16 protein-coding genes are annotated in these 17,015 nt (G+C 44.4%); 7 read left to right on the top strand and 9 right to left on the bottom strand.

Annotated elements, in window-relative coordinates; all coding sequences use genetic code 11:
* Positions 1–193: 193 nt before the first annotated feature.
* Positions 194–1,066 carry an alpha/beta fold hydrolase gene (locus AACV78_RS00940; RefSeq protein ID WP_194011726.1) on the bottom strand — a complete coding sequence of 291 codons (873 nt, stop codon included), beginning with the start codon at positions 1,064–1,066 and terminating at the stop codon, positions 194–196.
* A gap of 91 nt (positions 1,067–1,157) precedes the next feature.
* On the opposite strand from AACV78_RS00940, the gene AACV78_RS00935 reads away from it, so the two are divergent.
* Entirely contained in the window at positions 1,158–1,652 is a 495-nt protein-coding gene (locus tag AACV78_RS00935; RefSeq protein WP_194011725.1) for a GAF domain-containing protein, read from the top strand.
* 91 nt (positions 1,653–1,743) lie between these two features.
* On the opposite strand, the gene AACV78_RS00930 is transcribed toward AACV78_RS00935, so the two are convergent.
* A complete protein-coding gene (locus AACV78_RS00930; RefSeq protein WP_194011724.1) occupies positions 1,744–2,121 on the bottom strand; it encodes a helix-turn-helix domain-containing protein in 378 nt (125 codons plus the stop codon).
* 14 nt (positions 2,122–2,135) lie between these two features.
* Positions 2,136–2,429: a type II toxin-antitoxin system HigB family toxin gene (locus AACV78_RS00925; protein ID WP_194011723.1), complete on the bottom strand. Its 294-nt coding sequence runs from the start codon at positions 2,427–2,429 to the stop codon at positions 2,136–2,138.
* A gap of 79 nt (positions 2,430–2,508) precedes the next feature.
* Between AACV78_RS00925 and AACV78_RS00920 the strand changes: the two genes are divergently transcribed.
* The 3 genes from AACV78_RS00920 (at position 2,509) to AACV78_RS00910 (ending at position 3,588) form a co-directional block, all read left to right on the top strand.
* Complete coding sequence (locus AACV78_RS00920) at positions 2,509–2,787, top strand: hypothetical protein (RefSeq protein WP_194011722.1); 279 nt, start codon at positions 2,509–2,511, stop codon at positions 2,785–2,787.
* A 170-nt stretch (positions 2,788–2,957) separates the two neighbouring features.
* The gene (locus AACV78_RS00915; protein WP_194011721.1) at positions 2,958–3,176 is read left to right on the top strand and encodes a hypothetical protein; all 219 of its coding nucleotides are present in this window, start codon (positions 2,958–2,960) and stop codon (positions 3,174–3,176) included.
* Entirely contained in the window at positions 3,169–3,588 is a 420-nt protein-coding gene (locus tag AACV78_RS00910; protein ID WP_194011720.1) for a pepsin/retropepsin-like aspartic protease family protein, read from the top strand. The genes AACV78_RS00915 and AACV78_RS00910 overlap by 8 nt, the downstream gene beginning before the upstream one ends.
* 123 nt (positions 3,589–3,711) lie before the next feature.
* Here the strand turns inward: AACV78_RS00910 and AACV78_RS00905 are convergent, their stop codons facing one another.
* The 3 genes from AACV78_RS00905 to AACV78_RS00895 all read right to left on the bottom strand — a co-directional run bounded on the left by AACV78_RS00905 (position 3,712) and on the right by AACV78_RS00895 (position 7,687).
* The gene (locus AACV78_RS00905) at positions 3,712–4,296 is read right to left on the bottom strand and encodes a hypothetical protein (protein ID WP_194011719.1); all 585 of its coding nucleotides are present in this window, start codon (positions 4,294–4,296) and stop codon (positions 3,712–3,714) included.
* Between the two features lie 251 nt (positions 4,297–4,547).
* Positions 4,548–7,511, bottom strand: coding sequence for an excinuclease ABC subunit UvrA (gene uvrA, locus AACV78_RS00900; RefSeq protein ID WP_194011718.1), 2,964 nt, complete (start codon positions 7,509–7,511; stop codon positions 4,548–4,550).
* On the bottom strand, positions 7,448–7,687 hold the full coding sequence (locus tag AACV78_RS00895; protein ID WP_194011717.1) for a hypothetical protein: 240 nt from the start codon (positions 7,685–7,687) through the stop codon (positions 7,448–7,450). Before AACV78_RS00895 ends, uvrA begins: the two co-directional genes overlap by 64 nt.
* A 235-nt stretch (positions 7,688–7,922) precedes the next feature.
* Between AACV78_RS00895 and AACV78_RS00890 the strand changes: the two genes are divergently transcribed.
* Entirely contained in the window at positions 7,923–9,704 is a 1,782-nt protein-coding gene (locus tag AACV78_RS00890) for an SWIM zinc finger family protein (RefSeq protein ID WP_194011716.1), read from the top strand.
* 363 nt (positions 9,705–10,067) lie between these two features.
* Here AACV78_RS00890 and AACV78_RS00885 read toward each other — a convergent pair whose 3' ends face one another.
* Complete coding sequence (locus AACV78_RS00885; protein ID WP_194012897.1) at positions 10,068–11,873, bottom strand: serine hydrolase; 1,806 nt, start codon at positions 11,871–11,873, stop codon at positions 10,068–10,070.
* Positions 11,874–12,040: 167 nt separating this feature from the next.
* Positions 12,041–12,775 carry a calcium-binding protein gene (locus tag AACV78_RS00880; protein ID WP_194012896.1) on the bottom strand — a complete coding sequence of 245 codons (735 nt, stop codon included), beginning with the start codon at positions 12,773–12,775 and terminating at the stop codon, positions 12,041–12,043.
* A gap of 280 nt (positions 12,776–13,055) precedes the next feature.
* Here AACV78_RS00880 and AACV78_RS00875 point away from each other — a divergent pair, with 280 nt between their 5' ends.
* Positions 13,056–14,411, top strand: coding sequence for an AAA-like domain-containing protein (locus AACV78_RS00875; protein ID WP_194012895.1), 1,356 nt, complete (start codon positions 13,056–13,058; stop codon positions 14,409–14,411).
* A gap of 302 nt (positions 14,412–14,713) precedes the next feature.
* Here AACV78_RS00875 and AACV78_RS00870 read toward each other — a convergent pair whose 3' ends face one another.
* Positions 14,714–15,532: a calcium-binding protein gene (locus AACV78_RS00870; RefSeq protein ID WP_194012894.1), complete on the bottom strand. Its 819-nt coding sequence runs from the start codon at positions 15,530–15,532 to the stop codon at positions 14,714–14,716.
* Between the two features lie 413 nt (positions 15,533–15,945).
* Between AACV78_RS00870 and AACV78_RS00865 the strand changes: the two genes are divergently transcribed.
* A partial coding sequence (locus AACV78_RS00865) for an AAA-like domain-containing protein (protein WP_228042557.1) occupies positions 15,946–17,015 on the top strand: 1,070 nt, incomplete at its 3' end.

The raw sequence follows: 17,015 nt of genomic DNA, 5'->3' as shown, positions 1-17,015 counted from the left end.
GAGACATCTGGGTTGAGTAGAGAAAATAGGACTCACTTGAAACCGGGTTTTTTACGAAAAGACTTAATTAAGACCTTCAATCTCGCTAAAAAACCCGGTTTCTGAGTGTCGGAGTGCGTCCAAGACTGAAATTACTAAAAAGTCCTCCGGGGGGAAAACTCTGCGCCAGCGGAAAATAGTGCAAAATATTTTCTCAAACAGCTTTGCTTGCCAAAAACTGTCTCATGTACCGATTCACTAACTGGGGCTTTTCCTGCTGTACCCAGTGGCTGCAATTAGGAATGTAGTGAATCTGAAAATCCCGGACGTAATCTTCAGTCCCGTAAGTTAATTCTTTGCCGAGGGCGCTATCATTTTCTCCCCAAATCATCAGCGTCGGAACTTGCAGCACATCCCAATTCTGGCGATCGACCAATCCGCTAGCAATGTTGCGGTAATAATTGATAGTAGCAGTCAGAGCGCCCGGTTTAGCCGCCGCATCTTTGTAAGCTTGGATGTCAGAGGGGGTAAAGCTGCTTTTGTCAACAGCCATGCCTTCAAAAGCAAGGGCGATCGCCCGATAGTCACCCAACCGAATTAAGAACTCCGGCAAAACCGGCAACTGAAACAAAAAAACGTACCAACTTTTTCGCAATTGTTGGGGAGTTCGCAGCCCTTCCGCAAACTTGGCCGGATGCGGTAAATTCATCACAATTAATTTATCGACCATCTCTGGATAAGCATAGGCAAAATTCCAGGCGATCGCGCCTCCCCAGTCGTGACCGACTAAAACGCAACTTTTGTATCCCAAACCCTGAATAATTCCCTTGACATCTTGCACAAACTCTGCCATCACGTAAGCAGATTTATCCTTCGGTTTGTCGCTGTCATTGTAACCTCTAAGATCCACAGCGACAACTTGATAATCTGACGCAAATTCCGGGATTTGATGGCGCCAAGAATACCAAAATTCGGGAAATCCGTGCAGCATCAGCATCAGCGGCCCGGAACCTTGAGTGACATAATGAAGCTTGATGTTATTTGTCGCAATAAATTCGTGTTTCCAAGCAGCTTCTACCACAGACATATTTGATTTTTCCTTTAGCTGTAAAGTTATCCTAGCAGTTGTTACAGTTAATATAGATAAACTTTAGGCAGATACTTAAGGAGTTAATACCATGTCTGGCGATCGCCTGCAACACATTGTTAACCGCTTGACAGATCAACTCAAGCGCGACGTATTAGTTGAAAAATGCCTGTACGACATTCGAGAAGCTTTGCAGAGCGATCGCGCGGTGCTGTATTATTTTTACAGACAGTGGCAAGGTCAAGTGACTTGCGAGATGTTGAGTGCGATCGAATTCTCAATCTTAGGCTCAACCGGGCCAGACGAATGTTTTAACGACGAATACGCTGCTTTGTACGAAGGCGGCAGAGTTAGAGCAATTGCAGATATTGAAACAGAACCAATCAACGAATGTCACCGAGATTTTCTGCGTAGCATGAAGGTTCGCGCTAATTTGGTCGTGCCAATTTTAACGAAAAAAGGGCTGTGGGGGCTGTTAGTTGCTCATCAATGCAGCCGGCCCCGCACTTGGTTGCGATCGGACATTGAATTCATGCAAAAACAAGCGCAAAATATAGCAATGTCTCCGACAATTCAAGATAGTTAATCTTTCATCCAAAATTCTGCTTTGTGACTATTCAGCTGCATTGTCTGTGAATGGAAAATTACCAACGGTCCCAAAATATGGTGTTCTATTGTTAGGCGGAGGTTTGTAGCGACTCATAGGGCTGGATGAGGATCTCAGCGGGAATTCCTAACTCTTGATTCAGCTTCCGAATCATTTCCAGAGTCAAGGATCGTTTGCGAGATAATATCTCAGAAACTTTAACTCGACTGCCAATACATTGTTCCAAATCGCTACCAGACCATCCGCGGGCGTCCATGTAGTATTGAATGGCTGCAATTGGATCGGGTATTGCGATCGGAAAGTGTGCCTTCTCGTAAGCTTCTACTAGGGTACTGAGCACGTCTAGGCGATCGGAGTCAGGTGTATTAGGAGGTGCATTAAACAGCAACTCAACCTCTCGAAGGGCTTCCTGATAGTCAGTTTGGGTTCTAATTGGACGTATTTCCATATATCAATTTGTGTTTAGATTGTTTCTGCATCTACCTTGTCATACTCGGCATGAGTGCCAATAAAGCGGATAAAAATAATGCCGATGTCATAACGAATGGCAACAATCAGCCGATAGGAATTGCCTTTGATGTTAAACACAACACGATTGTTTGCAATGATGCTGGCATTACGATGAGCGGACTTAACATCGACTGGACTCGGCCAATCGGCGTGAGACGCTTCGTAGTACCAAGTTTTTAGTGCTTCTGAGGCATCTGGATGAGTTTCCCAGAAGTTTCGCAAGGTGCTGCGGGACAAAATACGCATAGAACTTTGTGACTGGAACTCCCGAAACACGAGACAATTGAAATATCGGTTCTGCCATTGTCAGAGGGCAAAGAATAACGTGCTATCTCATCATTTTATCACAGAATCTTTGTCTCTAGGAAGAGTTGGTGTCAAGGATTTTTCGGATGCTGGGGGAGCGAAACCCAAAAATGATATCTTGAGGAGACACACCACGTTAAATCAGTTCTCGATCGATGTAGATTTCGGTACTGTTGTGTTAAATCCAGATTTGATTTTCGATGATGTCAAGCTGCATGACACACCCGTAGATGCGATATTCCTCCCGTCATTCGTTGTGCACAACGAGGTATCTATCGCGGGCGATATCGAAGATTAACTGAGCATTTGCGTCATTTCTAGAAAAGTCTTCGAGAAAGTCACAAACAATTTTGCGGTATTCGTTTAGTCTATCCATTGGTCGATCGCCTCACGAGTTGGATTGTAAATAAGCAGATGTAAACTTAATGCCCTACAATATACACATCTATAACTTATCCTAAAAGCTTTATGCCTTTTACTGAACTTGTTCCTCTTCTTAAAGAATTATCTCACGCCGAGAAGCTATTGCTACTCCATTTCCTGGTAGCTGAATTGCTGAAGGAATCTGGTTTAGTACCGTTGAGCGATCGAGGAACACCCGCTAGTCAAGGGTTGCATGATTCTTTTGAGGCTGCTTCTGTACTAGCAAAAGCATTGGCAGAAGAGAAGGTTGCAACGCATGGTTGATCGAGTTAGATTTGCCTTCACGGAGGTCGATCCAAGTCTTGGTGCATTAAGTACGCTTCCTTACCTGCCAATAGTTCTAACGTATCAAAATCAATCTCTGAGGGTATCAGGTTTATTAGATACAGGCTCTAGTGTAAACGTATTACCTTATGAGATGGGTTTAAGATTGGGTGCTGTTTGGGAACGACAGAGGCTTTCAGTGCCGTTGGGAGGAAATTTGTCTAAGTTTGAAGCAAGAGCGGTGGTGATGACAGCAAATGTCGAGCAATTTCCGCCTGTGGATTTGGCTTTTGCTTGGACAAAAGATCGAAATGCTCCATTGATTTTGGGACACATGAATTTCTTTCTAGCTTTTGATGTATGCTTTTATCGCTCAGAGTTAGCCTTTGAAGTTAGCCCGAAAAGATATTGACCAAAAGATGTAGTGTGCGTCAGGTGAGTTTCTTAAACTATTATTAAGGGTTTAAATATCTGACGCACCTTACTAATTAGATCGGACTTGCACCTTTAATCTTCATCAAAGTCGATCGCTGATTCATTCAAGCCAGAAAATGATTCTAACTTCTTCTGGATTACCCAACTTGAGTAACTCTTCAATGAACCAGTCTACGCATCCTACAAACTCACGATAGCTTTGTACCCATGAAACCTCGGTGTCCCCCTCTTTTTTCCTAAAATAAACAGGCTCGTCATCTGGAAAAGCGTCCGGGAAAGAAGCTGAACTACAAAATAAATGAGCGTATTGACTTTTCACATACCCGGTACAGAGTGGAAATTTTCTGTCCCAATCATAATCAATGACCTCTTGAACCATGAACCAGGTGAAATAATTATTTGACCTGCTCAACCACCAATAATTTTCAAAATACTCCTTATAAACAGCATTCATATCCTTTGGAAAACCGCGTGGCTTGGAAAGAGGAACTATTTCTTCCGTATGTGCGAGATCGTAAATTGCGCGATGATAATAGCCGACCAAAGCAGCATATAACTCGTATTGCCCAGTAACACTCATATAACAAACAGGGATTTGCTCACCTTTTGACCATTTTGGCGTTGGAGTGGGTTCCCATTGATTATTGCTCCAAACTTCTGCGTAGAGGCTACTCGTCCTACTCATATCTCTCACCTAACATCTGAATCGGCTCGATTTCATCATCTCAAGCAACGTGATGCCCATTTAACTTCCAACCTCGCCAGACATTCTTTCAATAACACCCTCCTCCATGATTCAAGTAGTATGACTTATAATTGTATTGCAGTTGCGGTACAAGACAGGATCTAATCAAACAATACCGCAGTTAGATCGCACATCCTTCTTACTCCCCATCAGCACCTCCCTCCCTCGAAGGTTAGGTGCTGTATTGAGGATTAACTAACAGCTACAGCACTACCCAAAGGATGCTGCTGCAAAACAGCTTGCAAATACTTTCCAGTATAAGACCTCGGATTTGCCGCCACATCCTCCGGCGTTCCCGCCACAATAATTTCGCCGCCCTTATCTCCTCCTTCCGGGCCCAAATCGATCGCCCAATCGCAGCACCGAATCACATCCAAATTGTGTTCGATTACCAAAATTGAATTACCCTTATCCACCAACCTTTGCAGCACATTTAACAAATGGTGAACGTCATAAAACGACAAACCAGTCGTCGGTTCATCAATCAAATAAAGCGTCTTCCCAGTAGCGCGGCGCGACAGTTCCGTTGCCAATTTCACCCGCTGCGCTTCGCCCCCAGAAAGAGTAGGTGCAGGCTGTCCCAACTGAATGTAACCCAAACCAACATCAACCAAAGTTTGCAGTCTGACACCAGCCCTAGGAATATTTTTAAACATTTCCCAGGCTTCCTCTACTGTCATGTTCAAAACATCAGAAATTGACTTACCTTTATACTTCACTTGCAGCGTTTCCCGGTTGTAGCGCGCACCCTTACAAACCTCGCACTGCACGTAAACATCGGGCAGAAAATTCATCGAAATCACGTTCACTCCTTGGCCGCCGCAAGCTTCGCACCTTCCTCCTTTCACGTTAAAAGAAAACTGTCCAGCTTTGTAACCTCTTGCCTTTGCTTCAATGCTTTCGGCAAACAAATCCCGAATCACATCAAAAACTCCGGTGTAAGTAGCGGGATTGGAACGCGGAGTGCGGCCGATGGGAGATTGATCGATGACAATTACCTTATCAACCACATCCTGCAAAGACCGTTCGCCCTTCGTTTTGAGAGCTTCCATATCGGGCGGTAAAGGAACTTTTTTGGTAAGATAATGTTGCAGCGACGGGTACAGCAATTCATTGATTAAGGTGGATTTTCCCGAACCGGAAACGCCTGTCACGCAGACGAGTTTACCCAGCGGAATTTCCACATCAATATTTTTTAAATTGTTGCGCGTCGCATTTTTGATTGAGAGAGCTTTACCGTTGCCTTTTCTCCTTTCATTGGGAGTTTCAATTACTCGTTTTCCCGACAAATAAGCACCGGTCAAAGATTCCTCGGCAGCCAGCAAGTTTTCTAAACTTCCTTGCGAGATAATTTTGCCGCCGTGAACGCCTGCGCCCGGCCCGATATCGACAATGTGGTCGGCCGCTCGCATGGTTTCTTCATCGTGTTCTACTACAATCAAGGTATTGCCTAAATCCCGCAACTTTGTTAAGGTTTGCAGCAGTTTAAAGTTGTCTCTTTGGTGCAGTCCGATGCTGGGTTCGTCCAAAACGTAGAGGACACCGGTCAAGCCGGAACCGATTTGAGTGGCGAGGCGAATTCGCTGGGCTTCGCCGCCGGAAAGCGTCATTGCTGGACGATCTAATGTCAGATAATCTAATCCGACATCGAGCAAAAATTGCAGCCTAGCTTTGATTTCTCTCAGGGCTAAGTCGGATATTTGAAATTGCCGATCGCTCAATCCCAAATTCTCGACTCTCTCTCGACAGTCGCGAATCGAAATACTGGTCAAATCGACAATGCGGTACTGTCCCAGCCGCACCGCCAGCGCCTCTGCTTTCAAGCGTTTACCGCGACAAACCTCGCAAGGGCGATCGACTCGATACTGTTCCAGTTTCTGCTTGATTAAATCAGAACCAGTATCGTCGTACTGGCGCTGCAGCATGGAAATTACACCTTTAAAATCTCTCCGCAAATCAGTGACGCTGGTGTCTCGCTTTTTACCTTCTGCGGTTTGTTTAAACTCGTTTCCATACAAAATCACCTGTTGGTGTTGTGGCTTCAATCGGAACCAAGGAGTGTCGATATCAAAGCCGCAAGCATCAGCAACACTGCACAACAAAGAGAGATAATAGGAATTGTCTTTGTCTGACCAAGGGGCGATCGCGCAATAAACAGGTGCTTTCTCGTCAGGAATGACCAACTCCGGCGCAAAAGTCCGCAAATTCCCCAAACCGTGGCAGTTTTGGCACGCGCCGTAGGGCGAATTAAACGAAAACAATCGGGGCGAAAGTTCCTCCATCACCGCGCCGTGTTCGGGACAAGCAAAGTTTTCGGAAAATACGATCGGCCCGTTGGGTTCGGAATTTTCATCAGTCGGTAACTCTTCAACGATCGCAATTCCCTCAGAATGTCGCAGACAAGTTGTTAGAGAGTCAACTAAACGTTCTTCTAAACCGGCTTTTTTAACTAACCTGTCAACAACTATCTCGATGTTGTGCGTATGATTTTTATCTAATTCGATATTTTCTGACAGTTCTAAAATTTCTCCGTTAACTTTGACTCGAATAAATCCTTCGGAAGCTAAACTAGACAGTAATTTGCGGTGAGTGCCTTTTTTTCCGCGCACCACGGGTGCCAGAAGGTGAAAACGAGTGCCGTCTGGAAGTGCCATGACTCGATCGCACATTTCATCAATTGTCTGCGGCGCAATGCAGCGATCGCAAATCGGACAGTGCGGTTCGCCAGCTCTGCCGTAGAGCAATCTGAGATAATCGTAAATTTCTGTAACAGTGCCGACAGTCGATCGCGGGTTGTGAGAAGTTGACTTTTGGTCGATCGAAATAGCCGGACTCAACCCCTCGATCGCGTCCACATCCGGTTTATCCAACTGTCCCAAAAACTGGCGCGCGTAGGCGCTGAGAGACTCAACGTAGCGGCGCTGTCCCTCTGCAAAAATTGTATCGAAAGCCAGGGAAGACTTACCGGAACCGGAGACACCAGTAAACACGATCAGTCGATCGCGCGGCAGTTCCAAATCGATATTCTTCAGGTTGTGCTGTCTCGCACCCCGAATCTGAATCGTATTTTGGCTGTTGGAGTTCAAAGTCGTCACATGATGTCCGTTGTGGGATGCACTTGACTGACTGGGTGAGGTTTCGGCGCGTTGGGACATGAGAGTAGTGCAAAACAGTGCTTAACCATCTTAGCGCTGCCTTTGGAATAGATAGCATCCAAACTCAAGAATATCAAAGAATCGTCAAATAGTTGACAGTTGACAGTTGACAGTTGACAGTTGACAGTTGAGGGTTCAGTTTTAATACCCGCTGCTGTTTGCACAGTAGACTGCATAATGTTTACTTCCCCTGCATTGAGATTAACATCAAAGAATCGTCAAATAAGTTTCCGTCGGCCCGTCGGGCAAAACCTTCAAAATTTGATGCTTCAAATCCACTTCAATTCCCAGCATGGTTTGAGCGTTTGGAATGCGAGTCCTAGTTAAATCCGAGGACTTTAGCCCTCACTACAAATCGACATTTTTCGGGTAAAATCGAGTCTAATATTTTAATTGCTGAGGCTTAGTGTCATGCCTATTCCCAAACTTAGTGAAACAATCATCAAAAATAACAGTTCTGAGCGATCGCTCAACCGAGCCGAAGATTACTATTTAGGTGGAACTGTTACTAACGCAGTCCTCCGTGGCAATATGGTGCAAGCAACAGTATACGGTTCTCAATCTCAAGCCTACAGCGTTAGCCTGCCGTTCAATCCTGCGGGATTAACATCTGGAGTATTGTGCACTTGTCCTTACGATGGCGATGGATGGTGCAAACACATTATCGCTACGCTGTTTTTGTGTCTGCGAGAACCCGAAAAAATTGAACATGGCGAGAGGCTGGAAGACTTGCTTTCTCGCCTCAACGATGCCCAAATCTATGAGTTAGTAGAGCATTTAGTGGACAACGAACCGTCGCTGATAAATGCGATCGAACTATACGTTAATTCAAACGCTGTGTCTGCTCCGACAAGCCAACTGACGAAAATACATCGCCAAAGTGCGATCGATCCTGCTCCTTTTCGGCGACAAGTACGAGACATTTTCCGACAAGCTGAGAATTATTCCGAGTATGAATATGGTTATGATGAAGAAGACCCGATTACAGAAGAAATTTTAGAATTAATTCAGCAAGCCCAGGAATTCAGCGAACAAGGAGATGGCAAAAACGCTTTAGTAATTTTAGAAGCCATTACCGCAGGCTGCGTTGATGATTGGGATGACGTAGAAGAATATGGTTTTGAAAGTTATCAAATCACCAATGCTTTGAATGAAGCTTGGACAGCAGCCATTTTGACCGCCGAACTAACTGCTGAGGAAGAAATAGATTTCCAGGTGATGTTAGAAGGTTGGAACGATGAATGGGATTGTAATTTCAGCATGAGTTTGGAAGCTTTACGCCAAGGTTGGGACTACCCACCACTCCAGCAGATATTGGAAGGAAACCTTACGGGAGCAGGAATATGGGGTGTGGACGCACCAGATTATGCTCGTGAATTAACCTTGACTCGCTTGCAAATTCTCGATCGCCAGAACCGCGACAAAGAATACTTATACCTAGCCAAAGCAGAAGGCTGTATTCAACAATATCTGACCATGTTAGCTCGTTTGGGGAGAATAGAAGAAGCTGTAAAAGCTGCGGGAACCGAGATGACATCAGTCCAAGAAGCTTTTGCTCTAGTTCAAGTTTTACAAGAAGACGGATATTCAGAAGAAGCTCTAAAAAATTGTCAATCTGGGTTGAATTTACCAGGCAATCTTACCTACGAACTGGCAATTTGCATGAGTGAATTAGCCGATGAATTGGGCGAAAAAGAATCTGCGTTTAATGCCAAACTTAAAATTTTTGAAATTCAACCTTCCTTGAAGGATTATCTTTCATTGCAGGAGTTGTCAGGAGATAATTGGTCAACTTTGAGAGTAGATTTATTGGAAATTGTAAGAACCATTCAAAACTACAATTCTACCGAAGCAAAGGTTGATATTTTTTTGCATGAAAAAATTATTGAAGAGGCAATCGCCGTTGTAGAAACATCTTACAGTTCCGAACTGGTTAATCGAGTGATGATGGCAGCAATTCCCCATCGCCCAGATTGGGTAATCGCCAATGCTTGTCGGCGCGCTGAATCGATTCTAAATGCAATGAAATCAGCCGAGTACGATAGTGCAATTAAGTGGCTAGAAAAAGCCCGTGCTGCCTATATACAAGCTGGGCAAAAAGTTGAGTGGTCTGTTTATCGCGCTCAACTGATGGAAGTACACAATCGTAAGCGGAAATTCATGGGTTTGTTCAGAAACTCATATTTAAATTGAGTCTTAATTTTACCATAAATTTCTGGCAAAAATTGCAGACTTTCACCAGGACGCACGACGAACTAATTTTATTGCGGTCAATCGCTCGGACACGATGATATCGTTTCCGGTTGCATCGGAATAATAAAATCGAGTCAACAGTCAGTAGGGGCGGTGGATGGTGCGTGCCCGCCCTCTTAATACCATTTTTCTGACCTATGTACTATAGATGAACTCTTAGCCCCCCCGAACTCGCGGGGGGGTTGGGGGGGTAATATCTAGCTTTATGAAATTGGTATAAAACAGTCAACAGTCAACAGTCAACATTCAACATTCAACATTCATATATATGAGTGCAACCGAAATTGATATGATTTATCAAAATTATTTTACACCAGCACTCGCTGCAACCCTATTCCAATTTACTCTAGAAGCACCGTACAAAATAAAATTATCCAAAAGTCCGTAAGCATCCCCGCAATTGTAACCCTTAGCCTCTACACATTTCTTGTCCGCCCTTTGATTCACCGCCACAAAAATATCAACTCCATCCGGCAACACACCCGCATACATCTTCAAATTAGCAAAATCATCAAGGATGTGACCTCCATCGTCCACAGGCGGCAATTTCCACTCCTTCGGATTATTCTTTCCCCCTAACTGAATTGCCCAAGCATGAGTACCATCAAGCGCTCCATTGTGAGCAGTATATCGATTCCAAACATTATTTCGCTTTTCCCCGATGCGCGGGTTATTCTCATAACCACCAACCCAATATTGTGACATAAATTTGAGAAAAACTCCAGCTTCTGCAGCTAGCGAACCGGTGCCGGGACTCAAATCTGTGTTTCTGCGGGAAAAAAGAACCTGGCTTAAATTCCAAGACCAATTTATCCTCCCCGGCTTGGCATTTATCCAACTAGAAAAATCGCAAAATCTGCCATTCCAAATGCAGTGCGGTCGCTTCAAATCCCATCCCTTACCGTAGTAATCTTTCCCGTTCCAGTGGCGCTTTTCCGGTTCGCGACTGCTAAAGTTTTCTACTTCTTGGGTCATAAAAATTCCGTTGTTAGCCGCAGTAGGAATTCCCAACTCTGTTTTGAAAAAAAGCTCTAAAGCAGAGCCTTGATGAGTTTCTGGTTTACCCGTTTTAGCAGCATATCTGCCGGAGGCTACCAACTGCTGCATAATAATCGTAGGAAATGCTGGACTGGTATTGGAATAATGATATTGACCGAGGGGATACTGAAGGCATCGCCCAGCCACAACCAGCATAATTTCTTCTAAGGTAGGAATCGGTACAAAATAGCCAGCATTGGGAGCAATACTGAGTTGGTTTTTAGCTGAACCGACAGATTTATTTCCCCATTCATTGATAAGTAGCTGTTCTTGCGATTGAAAATCTGCTGCTGTTTTCAAATTCCGAAGCACTGGCAAATTTGCAGTTACATCTTGACCGTATCTGGGGGCGCTGCGCTGAAGTCCAGATCGGTGCGATAGCAGGTGTCCGAGGGTGACGTTTTGCCACTGTTTGTCGGCAAATCCTGAGTTGAGATTGCTACAATTACGGTCTTTAATTGCTACGGGAAATTTGACTTTTCCCGAAAATACGGCGTGCAATTTTTCAGGGATAATCGCGACTGGATATTGCTTGTTAAAACCGGGAATTAGGGGCGGATAATGCTGGGGGTCGAACAATTTCATCCCTTCAATTTGGTCATCAGTCAGTTCTAAGCCAGCCCGATCGCGCGCCGTCTGTTTCAGCGCCCAGCGCACCATTGCAAAGGTAACAGGCTTGCTGATGCTGCCCATACGCATGGGGGTATCTGGGGGTACGATCGCGCTTTGAGGAGTCTGCATATCGTCGCCGCAAGCCGGATTTGCGTTCAAGGTCGATCGGCCTTTCATGCGCCCCAAGCCCCAAACACCCACGGGCTTACCTTTGACAGAAACACCGAGGACAGCCGCACCGACGCAGCGGTAGCGCATGAACTCTGTCAGGGATTGCAAAATCGGCTGTAGTTGCGCGTCGCCGCTACCGCTAACGGGGATGCTTTCTTGCGCTAAAGCTGTGTTGTTGTTCGACTCAAAAATTTTTCCGAAGCCCCCTAAGAGGACAGCACAAATTAAGGTTAGATTCGTGTAAAAAAATCTGTTAAATTTGAGTTGACTGACAGCAATTTTTATCATAAAAACCTCTAGTTTTAAAATGTAGGGCGGTACTCATTTCCCCGCCCTTTCGTAGCGATAGTAAACGCGATTTTCTAGATAGTTCGACCGCAGATATCGGGCAGATGCAACACTGATAGACGCAGATAATTTCCAGATAAAAAAGCAATTTTTGCAAATCAAGTTTACTATTGAGGGACGGGAGGTGCGGATGAGAATACTAGATTGGGGTTGACATTAATTAATTTTTGGTCGGGCACAACCCCAATCAAATTGTCCTTGTAGAAGATACCAGTATCTTGAACGTTGTTGCCGTTCCAATCGCCAACTTTGAGAGAATAGCCGTCTGCTACATTGCCTTTAATTTGAATTTTATCTTGACTTAAAGTAAAATCGGTAATCGTAGCATAGCCGGTGCCGAGATAGTAAACATTGTTAACGTTGCCGAGTACAAATGTGTCCGTACCCGCGCCGCCGTAGAGAGAATCCGATTCAGTACCACCGCCGATACCGTTACCAGCACCTGAAAAATTAGCACCATCAAGGTAATCGTTACCGTCGCCGCCGATGAGATAGTCTTTGCCACTTCCTCCGAATAGATAATCGTTGTGAAGTCCGCCGGACAGTATATCTTGCCCAGCACCTCCATACAGCATATCTTCGCCAGCATCGCCGTATAATTTATCATTACCCGCGCCACCATCTAGCTTATCGCTACCGAAGCCGCCGTCGAGGAGGTCGTCTCCCGCGAGCCCTGACAAGATATCATCGCCTTTATTGCCGTAAATTGTATCATTTGAAAGCTGAATTTGACCTTGGTCGTTGATTGTCCAATTTTGTCCAACTAAGGATTTGTGGAATTGACCGTTGCCGTTTACAGTGTTGTTATCGTCGTAGTCTGTACCGTTGATAACTGATGACATTTTTGTGACTCCTTGTTGTTTTCAAATTTGTGCAAGGGTGAGAAAGACTCAACTAACTTGCTTGATGTGTCTAGTTTCTCCTTTCGTCAAGCAAGCGACAATGGGAATAAAATCAGGTGTTTAACGAACTAAAAAAGAGCTGGCAGCAATGATTTACAGTAAAAACTCAGTTTAAATCAGTTAAAATAGGGAAAAGTCAGGGTAATTTCCCGATGAAGGAACAACTCTTCTCTGGCAATAGTCTGCATACTTACGTATATACGTACTCACGGGCGAGCCCATGAACTCAGAATTAGAATTATCTTGGAGCAAAACCAAAGAATCTGCCGATCGCATTTTTGCCCAAAACACCGGCAAATATCTCAGCGACATCGAAACGAAAGTCCTGCAAGGTTCTTGGGAAGGCAAAAGTTACGATGAAATCGCCAAAGCTTACGGCTACAGTGCTGAATACCTCAACAAAGATGTCGGTAACAAATTGTGGCACAAGCTTTCTGAAGCTTTGGGAGAAAGAATTACTAAGAAAAATTTCAAAGAAGCGCTGAGGAGAGCTTATGAAGCAGAACCCAGTCAATCTCTGTCTGCAAATCCGCCCTCGCCAACATTACCGACGGCGGCAAATTTGCAATTCCCCGAAGGTTCAGTAGCCTTAGATTCACCTTTTTATATAGAGCGTTCCAGCATCGACTCTCTCTGCGAGGAAACGGTTGTCAAACCCGGTTCTCTGATTCGGATTAAGGCCCCGGAGATGATGGGTAAAACTTCACTGATGAACCGGATTTTAGCTTGCGCTGTCCGGGAAAATTATCATGCAGTTTATTTGGATTTGAGCGCCGCTGACCGAGGAATTTTAACAAATCTTGATAAATTTTTGCGCTGGATGTGCTTGATGGTAAGCCGGCAGTTAAAGTTAGAAAATAAGCTAAACGAGTATTGGGATACGGATATTTTGGGCAGCAACGATAACTGTACGGTATACTTTGAAGAGTATTTGCTGGCAGAAATAGCAACTCCTCTAGTGTTGGGATTGGATGAAGTCGATCGCATATTTCCCTACACAGAAGTAGTTGAAGATTTTCTGGGGATGCTGCGAAGCTGGCACGAAAAAGCCAAAATTTCTGATATCTGGAAAAATTTACGGTTGGTAATGGCGCATTCTACGGAGGTTTATATTCCTTTGGATATGAATCAATCTCCGTTTAATGCGGGAGTGCCCGTGGAACTGCAGGAGTTTGACAGCCAGCAAATCCACGATTTGGCTGGGATTCACGGGTTGGATTGGGGTGATGGACAGTTGCAAGAGTTGATAAGTGCGATCGGCGGACATCCTTATTTAGTAAGATTGGCAATGTATGAAGTTAGTTGTGGCAAAATTTCCTTAAATCAGCTATTAGAAAATAGTGCCTCAGAATCGGGAATCTACAGCAATCATTTGCGGAAGCATTTAGAGATTCTGCAACAAAATCCCGAATTAGCTTTAGCTTTGAAAAAAGTTGTCAATTCCCCGGAAGCAGTTGAATTGGATTCAATGCAAATTTATAAGTTGCACAGCATGGGAATTGTGGGGCGACAAAACAATTATGTGATGCCGCGCTGCAATTTGTACCGCGAGTATTTCTGCCGTGTTTTAGCTTGAAAAGCATGGTTTGCAGTTTATTGTATCAGATGCTGTTCGATCGACCGCGATTGCTGTAGATATCGCTTTGATATGGTTTTCGGTTGGATCGGAATGATTTAACCTTACCAGGACACAGAGAACGCAGAGGGAGACAAGAGAGAGATGAATAATTCAGTTGAAGAGCGGATTTGGTATGAGTTTTTCAGTTTTATGCAAAAGGACTTAAGCTATGAGGCGGGGGTTTAAATCCCCGCCGGACTTCGCGAAAAAATGTGGAAAGTTGACACCAATAGCTGGTAATGCAAAACCTACAGATAGAATTAGACGAATGACAGGGTTAAATCCGCAGCCATATTATCTGCAACTACGGCAATCATGTCACCTTGATAAAATATTCTCGTGTCTTTGAGTGACTGATTCCCATAACCGTAGTTGCCCGATGTAAATTCGTAATCTTGCTTTTTACCCAGCATTAAGATTGCATCCCCATCAGATTTTTTAAAGTCCCGAATAATCGCATAAGCAGTCTCGCCTAAGCCATCTAAGTAAGGAAGCTTAGGGTCTGGGCCACCGTTCATAACTAGCGAGAATGTATCTGCTCCCGAACCACCAATTAAGGTATCGATTTCATAATAATCATATTGTCCTTCATCGTTGGTGTGGCCGATGAGAATATCATCGCCACTATTGCCTTCCAACCAGTCGGAACCGCGGCCGCCATAAAGTTGATCTTTACCGCTACCGCCAAACAGGAAGTCGTCACCGTCAAGACCTTTGAGTGTATCTGCACCGCCACCGCCAAAGATTGCATCGCGAACCTGATTGTCATCACTCCCTACTCGATAGTCATCTCCTGGTGTTCCCGTTATGTTGTGATTGGGTAAGCCACCGATTTTATCGTAGCTGCCGAACAAGCTGTTAGCAAAGTTACGGTCAGAGGCGATTACTTTACGTGTTTCTACTATTAAGTTATCATCGGGTTCTGTCCGAGGAACGTCGGTAAAGTCTTCAATCAAACCGGAATTATTAGGCTTTGGTTCGTCATCGGGATTGGTTCGAGGAACGTCGGTCAAATCTTCAATCAAACCGAATCTAGGGGTGAAAATGTTAGCATCGGCGATCGTTCTAAGTTCAGTCATGGTAGTAATTCCTATTTGTGATGATTTTCTGAGTTTGCGGAAGCGATAAGTGTTTGTATTTGTTTGCTGCACCTTTTGCTTCCTGTTATCAGTTTCGTGCTAAAACTCTTGAACGGCAATGGTGATAAAATCAGGTATTATAGGAACTGATAAATAGTTTCAGGTTGTGAATTTATAGGGAAAAATCAGGTGCACCCTGACAAAGCATTATCAAAATCAGGACTCAGGCATCAGACCAAAGAAACCGGGTTTTTACCTAATCTGTCAGCTACAACGAAGGATTTGCCCAAAAAACCCGGTTTCTGACTGTCGATTCGCCAGTCCTAAAAATCAGCAAAAGTCAGGTTTTTTGGTAAATCTCTACATGGTCAGGTTTGCGATCGTACAATCAAATCTAGATATGGGTGCAAGCAATGATGAAAGAATCTCCACTTGGTTATGAATATCAGATTGGCGGTAGTCTCCCAGCAGATGCGTCGTGTTACGTGACGCGCCAAGCAGACTTGGATTTTTACGAATGTTTGAAGGCTGGTGAGTTTTGTTATGTTTTAAATTCGCGGCAAATGGGTAAGTCTAGTTTGCGGGTGCGGGCTATGCAAAAATTGCAAGCTGAAGGTACTGTTTGCGCTTTTATCGATTTAACTGGGATTGGTAAGGAGGATGTAAATGCGGAAAAGTGGTATGCAGGTATTGTTAATTCTTTGGTTAGTAGCTGTCAGCTAGGAAGTAAAATTAATTGGCGAAATTGGTGGCGCGATCGCCGGGATTTGTTTTCGCCTCTGCAGCGGTTTAGTTTGTTTATTGAAGAAGTTGTTTTAGTTGAAATAAAACAAGATATTGTTATTTTTGTTGACGAGATCGATCGCGTTTTAAGCATGAATTTTTCTACGGATGAGTTTTTTGCTCTGATTCGCTGGTTTTACAATCAAAGAGTTGACAATTTTTTATACCGGCGTTTGACTTTTGCGCTGTTGGGGGTGGCGACACCGGCGGATTTGATTGCTGATAAAACTCAGACTCCTTTTAATATTGGTAAGGCGATAAATTTAGGCGGTTTTAAAATTGATGAAGTGCAGCCTTTGATTGATGGTTGGCGGGGACAAGTTGGTGATGCTGAAAGTGCGATCGCCCAAATTCTAGATTGGACGGGGGGACAACCTTTTTTAACGCAAAAGCTGTGCAAGTTGGTGCTTGAGGAATCTGCATTGGGAAATTTGCGATCGGTTGAAGAGGTGGTGCAGTTGCGGATTGTGGAGAATTGGGAGTCTCAGGATGAGCCCGAACATTTGAAAACTATTCGCGATCGCCTTTTGAGAAATCAGCAAAAAGCCGGACAGTTATTGGGGCTTTACCAGCAAATTTTAGAATCTGCTAACCCCCCCCATCCCCCCCTTACCAAGGGGGGGCTAAATACCGCTCTATCTTCCCTAGGAATGGGTGAGCTAAATTCTGCTCTTGCTCCCCCCCTTACCAAGGGGGGGCT

This window comes from Tychonema sp. LEGE 07196, assembly GCF_963890365.1.
In the GTDB taxonomy this organism is placed as follows: domain Bacteria; phylum Cyanobacteriota; class Cyanobacteriia; order Cyanobacteriales; family Microcoleaceae; genus Microcoleus.
The sequence above is the reverse complement of the archived record's forward strand: the minus strand, read 5'-3'. Positions and strand labels throughout refer to the sequence as shown.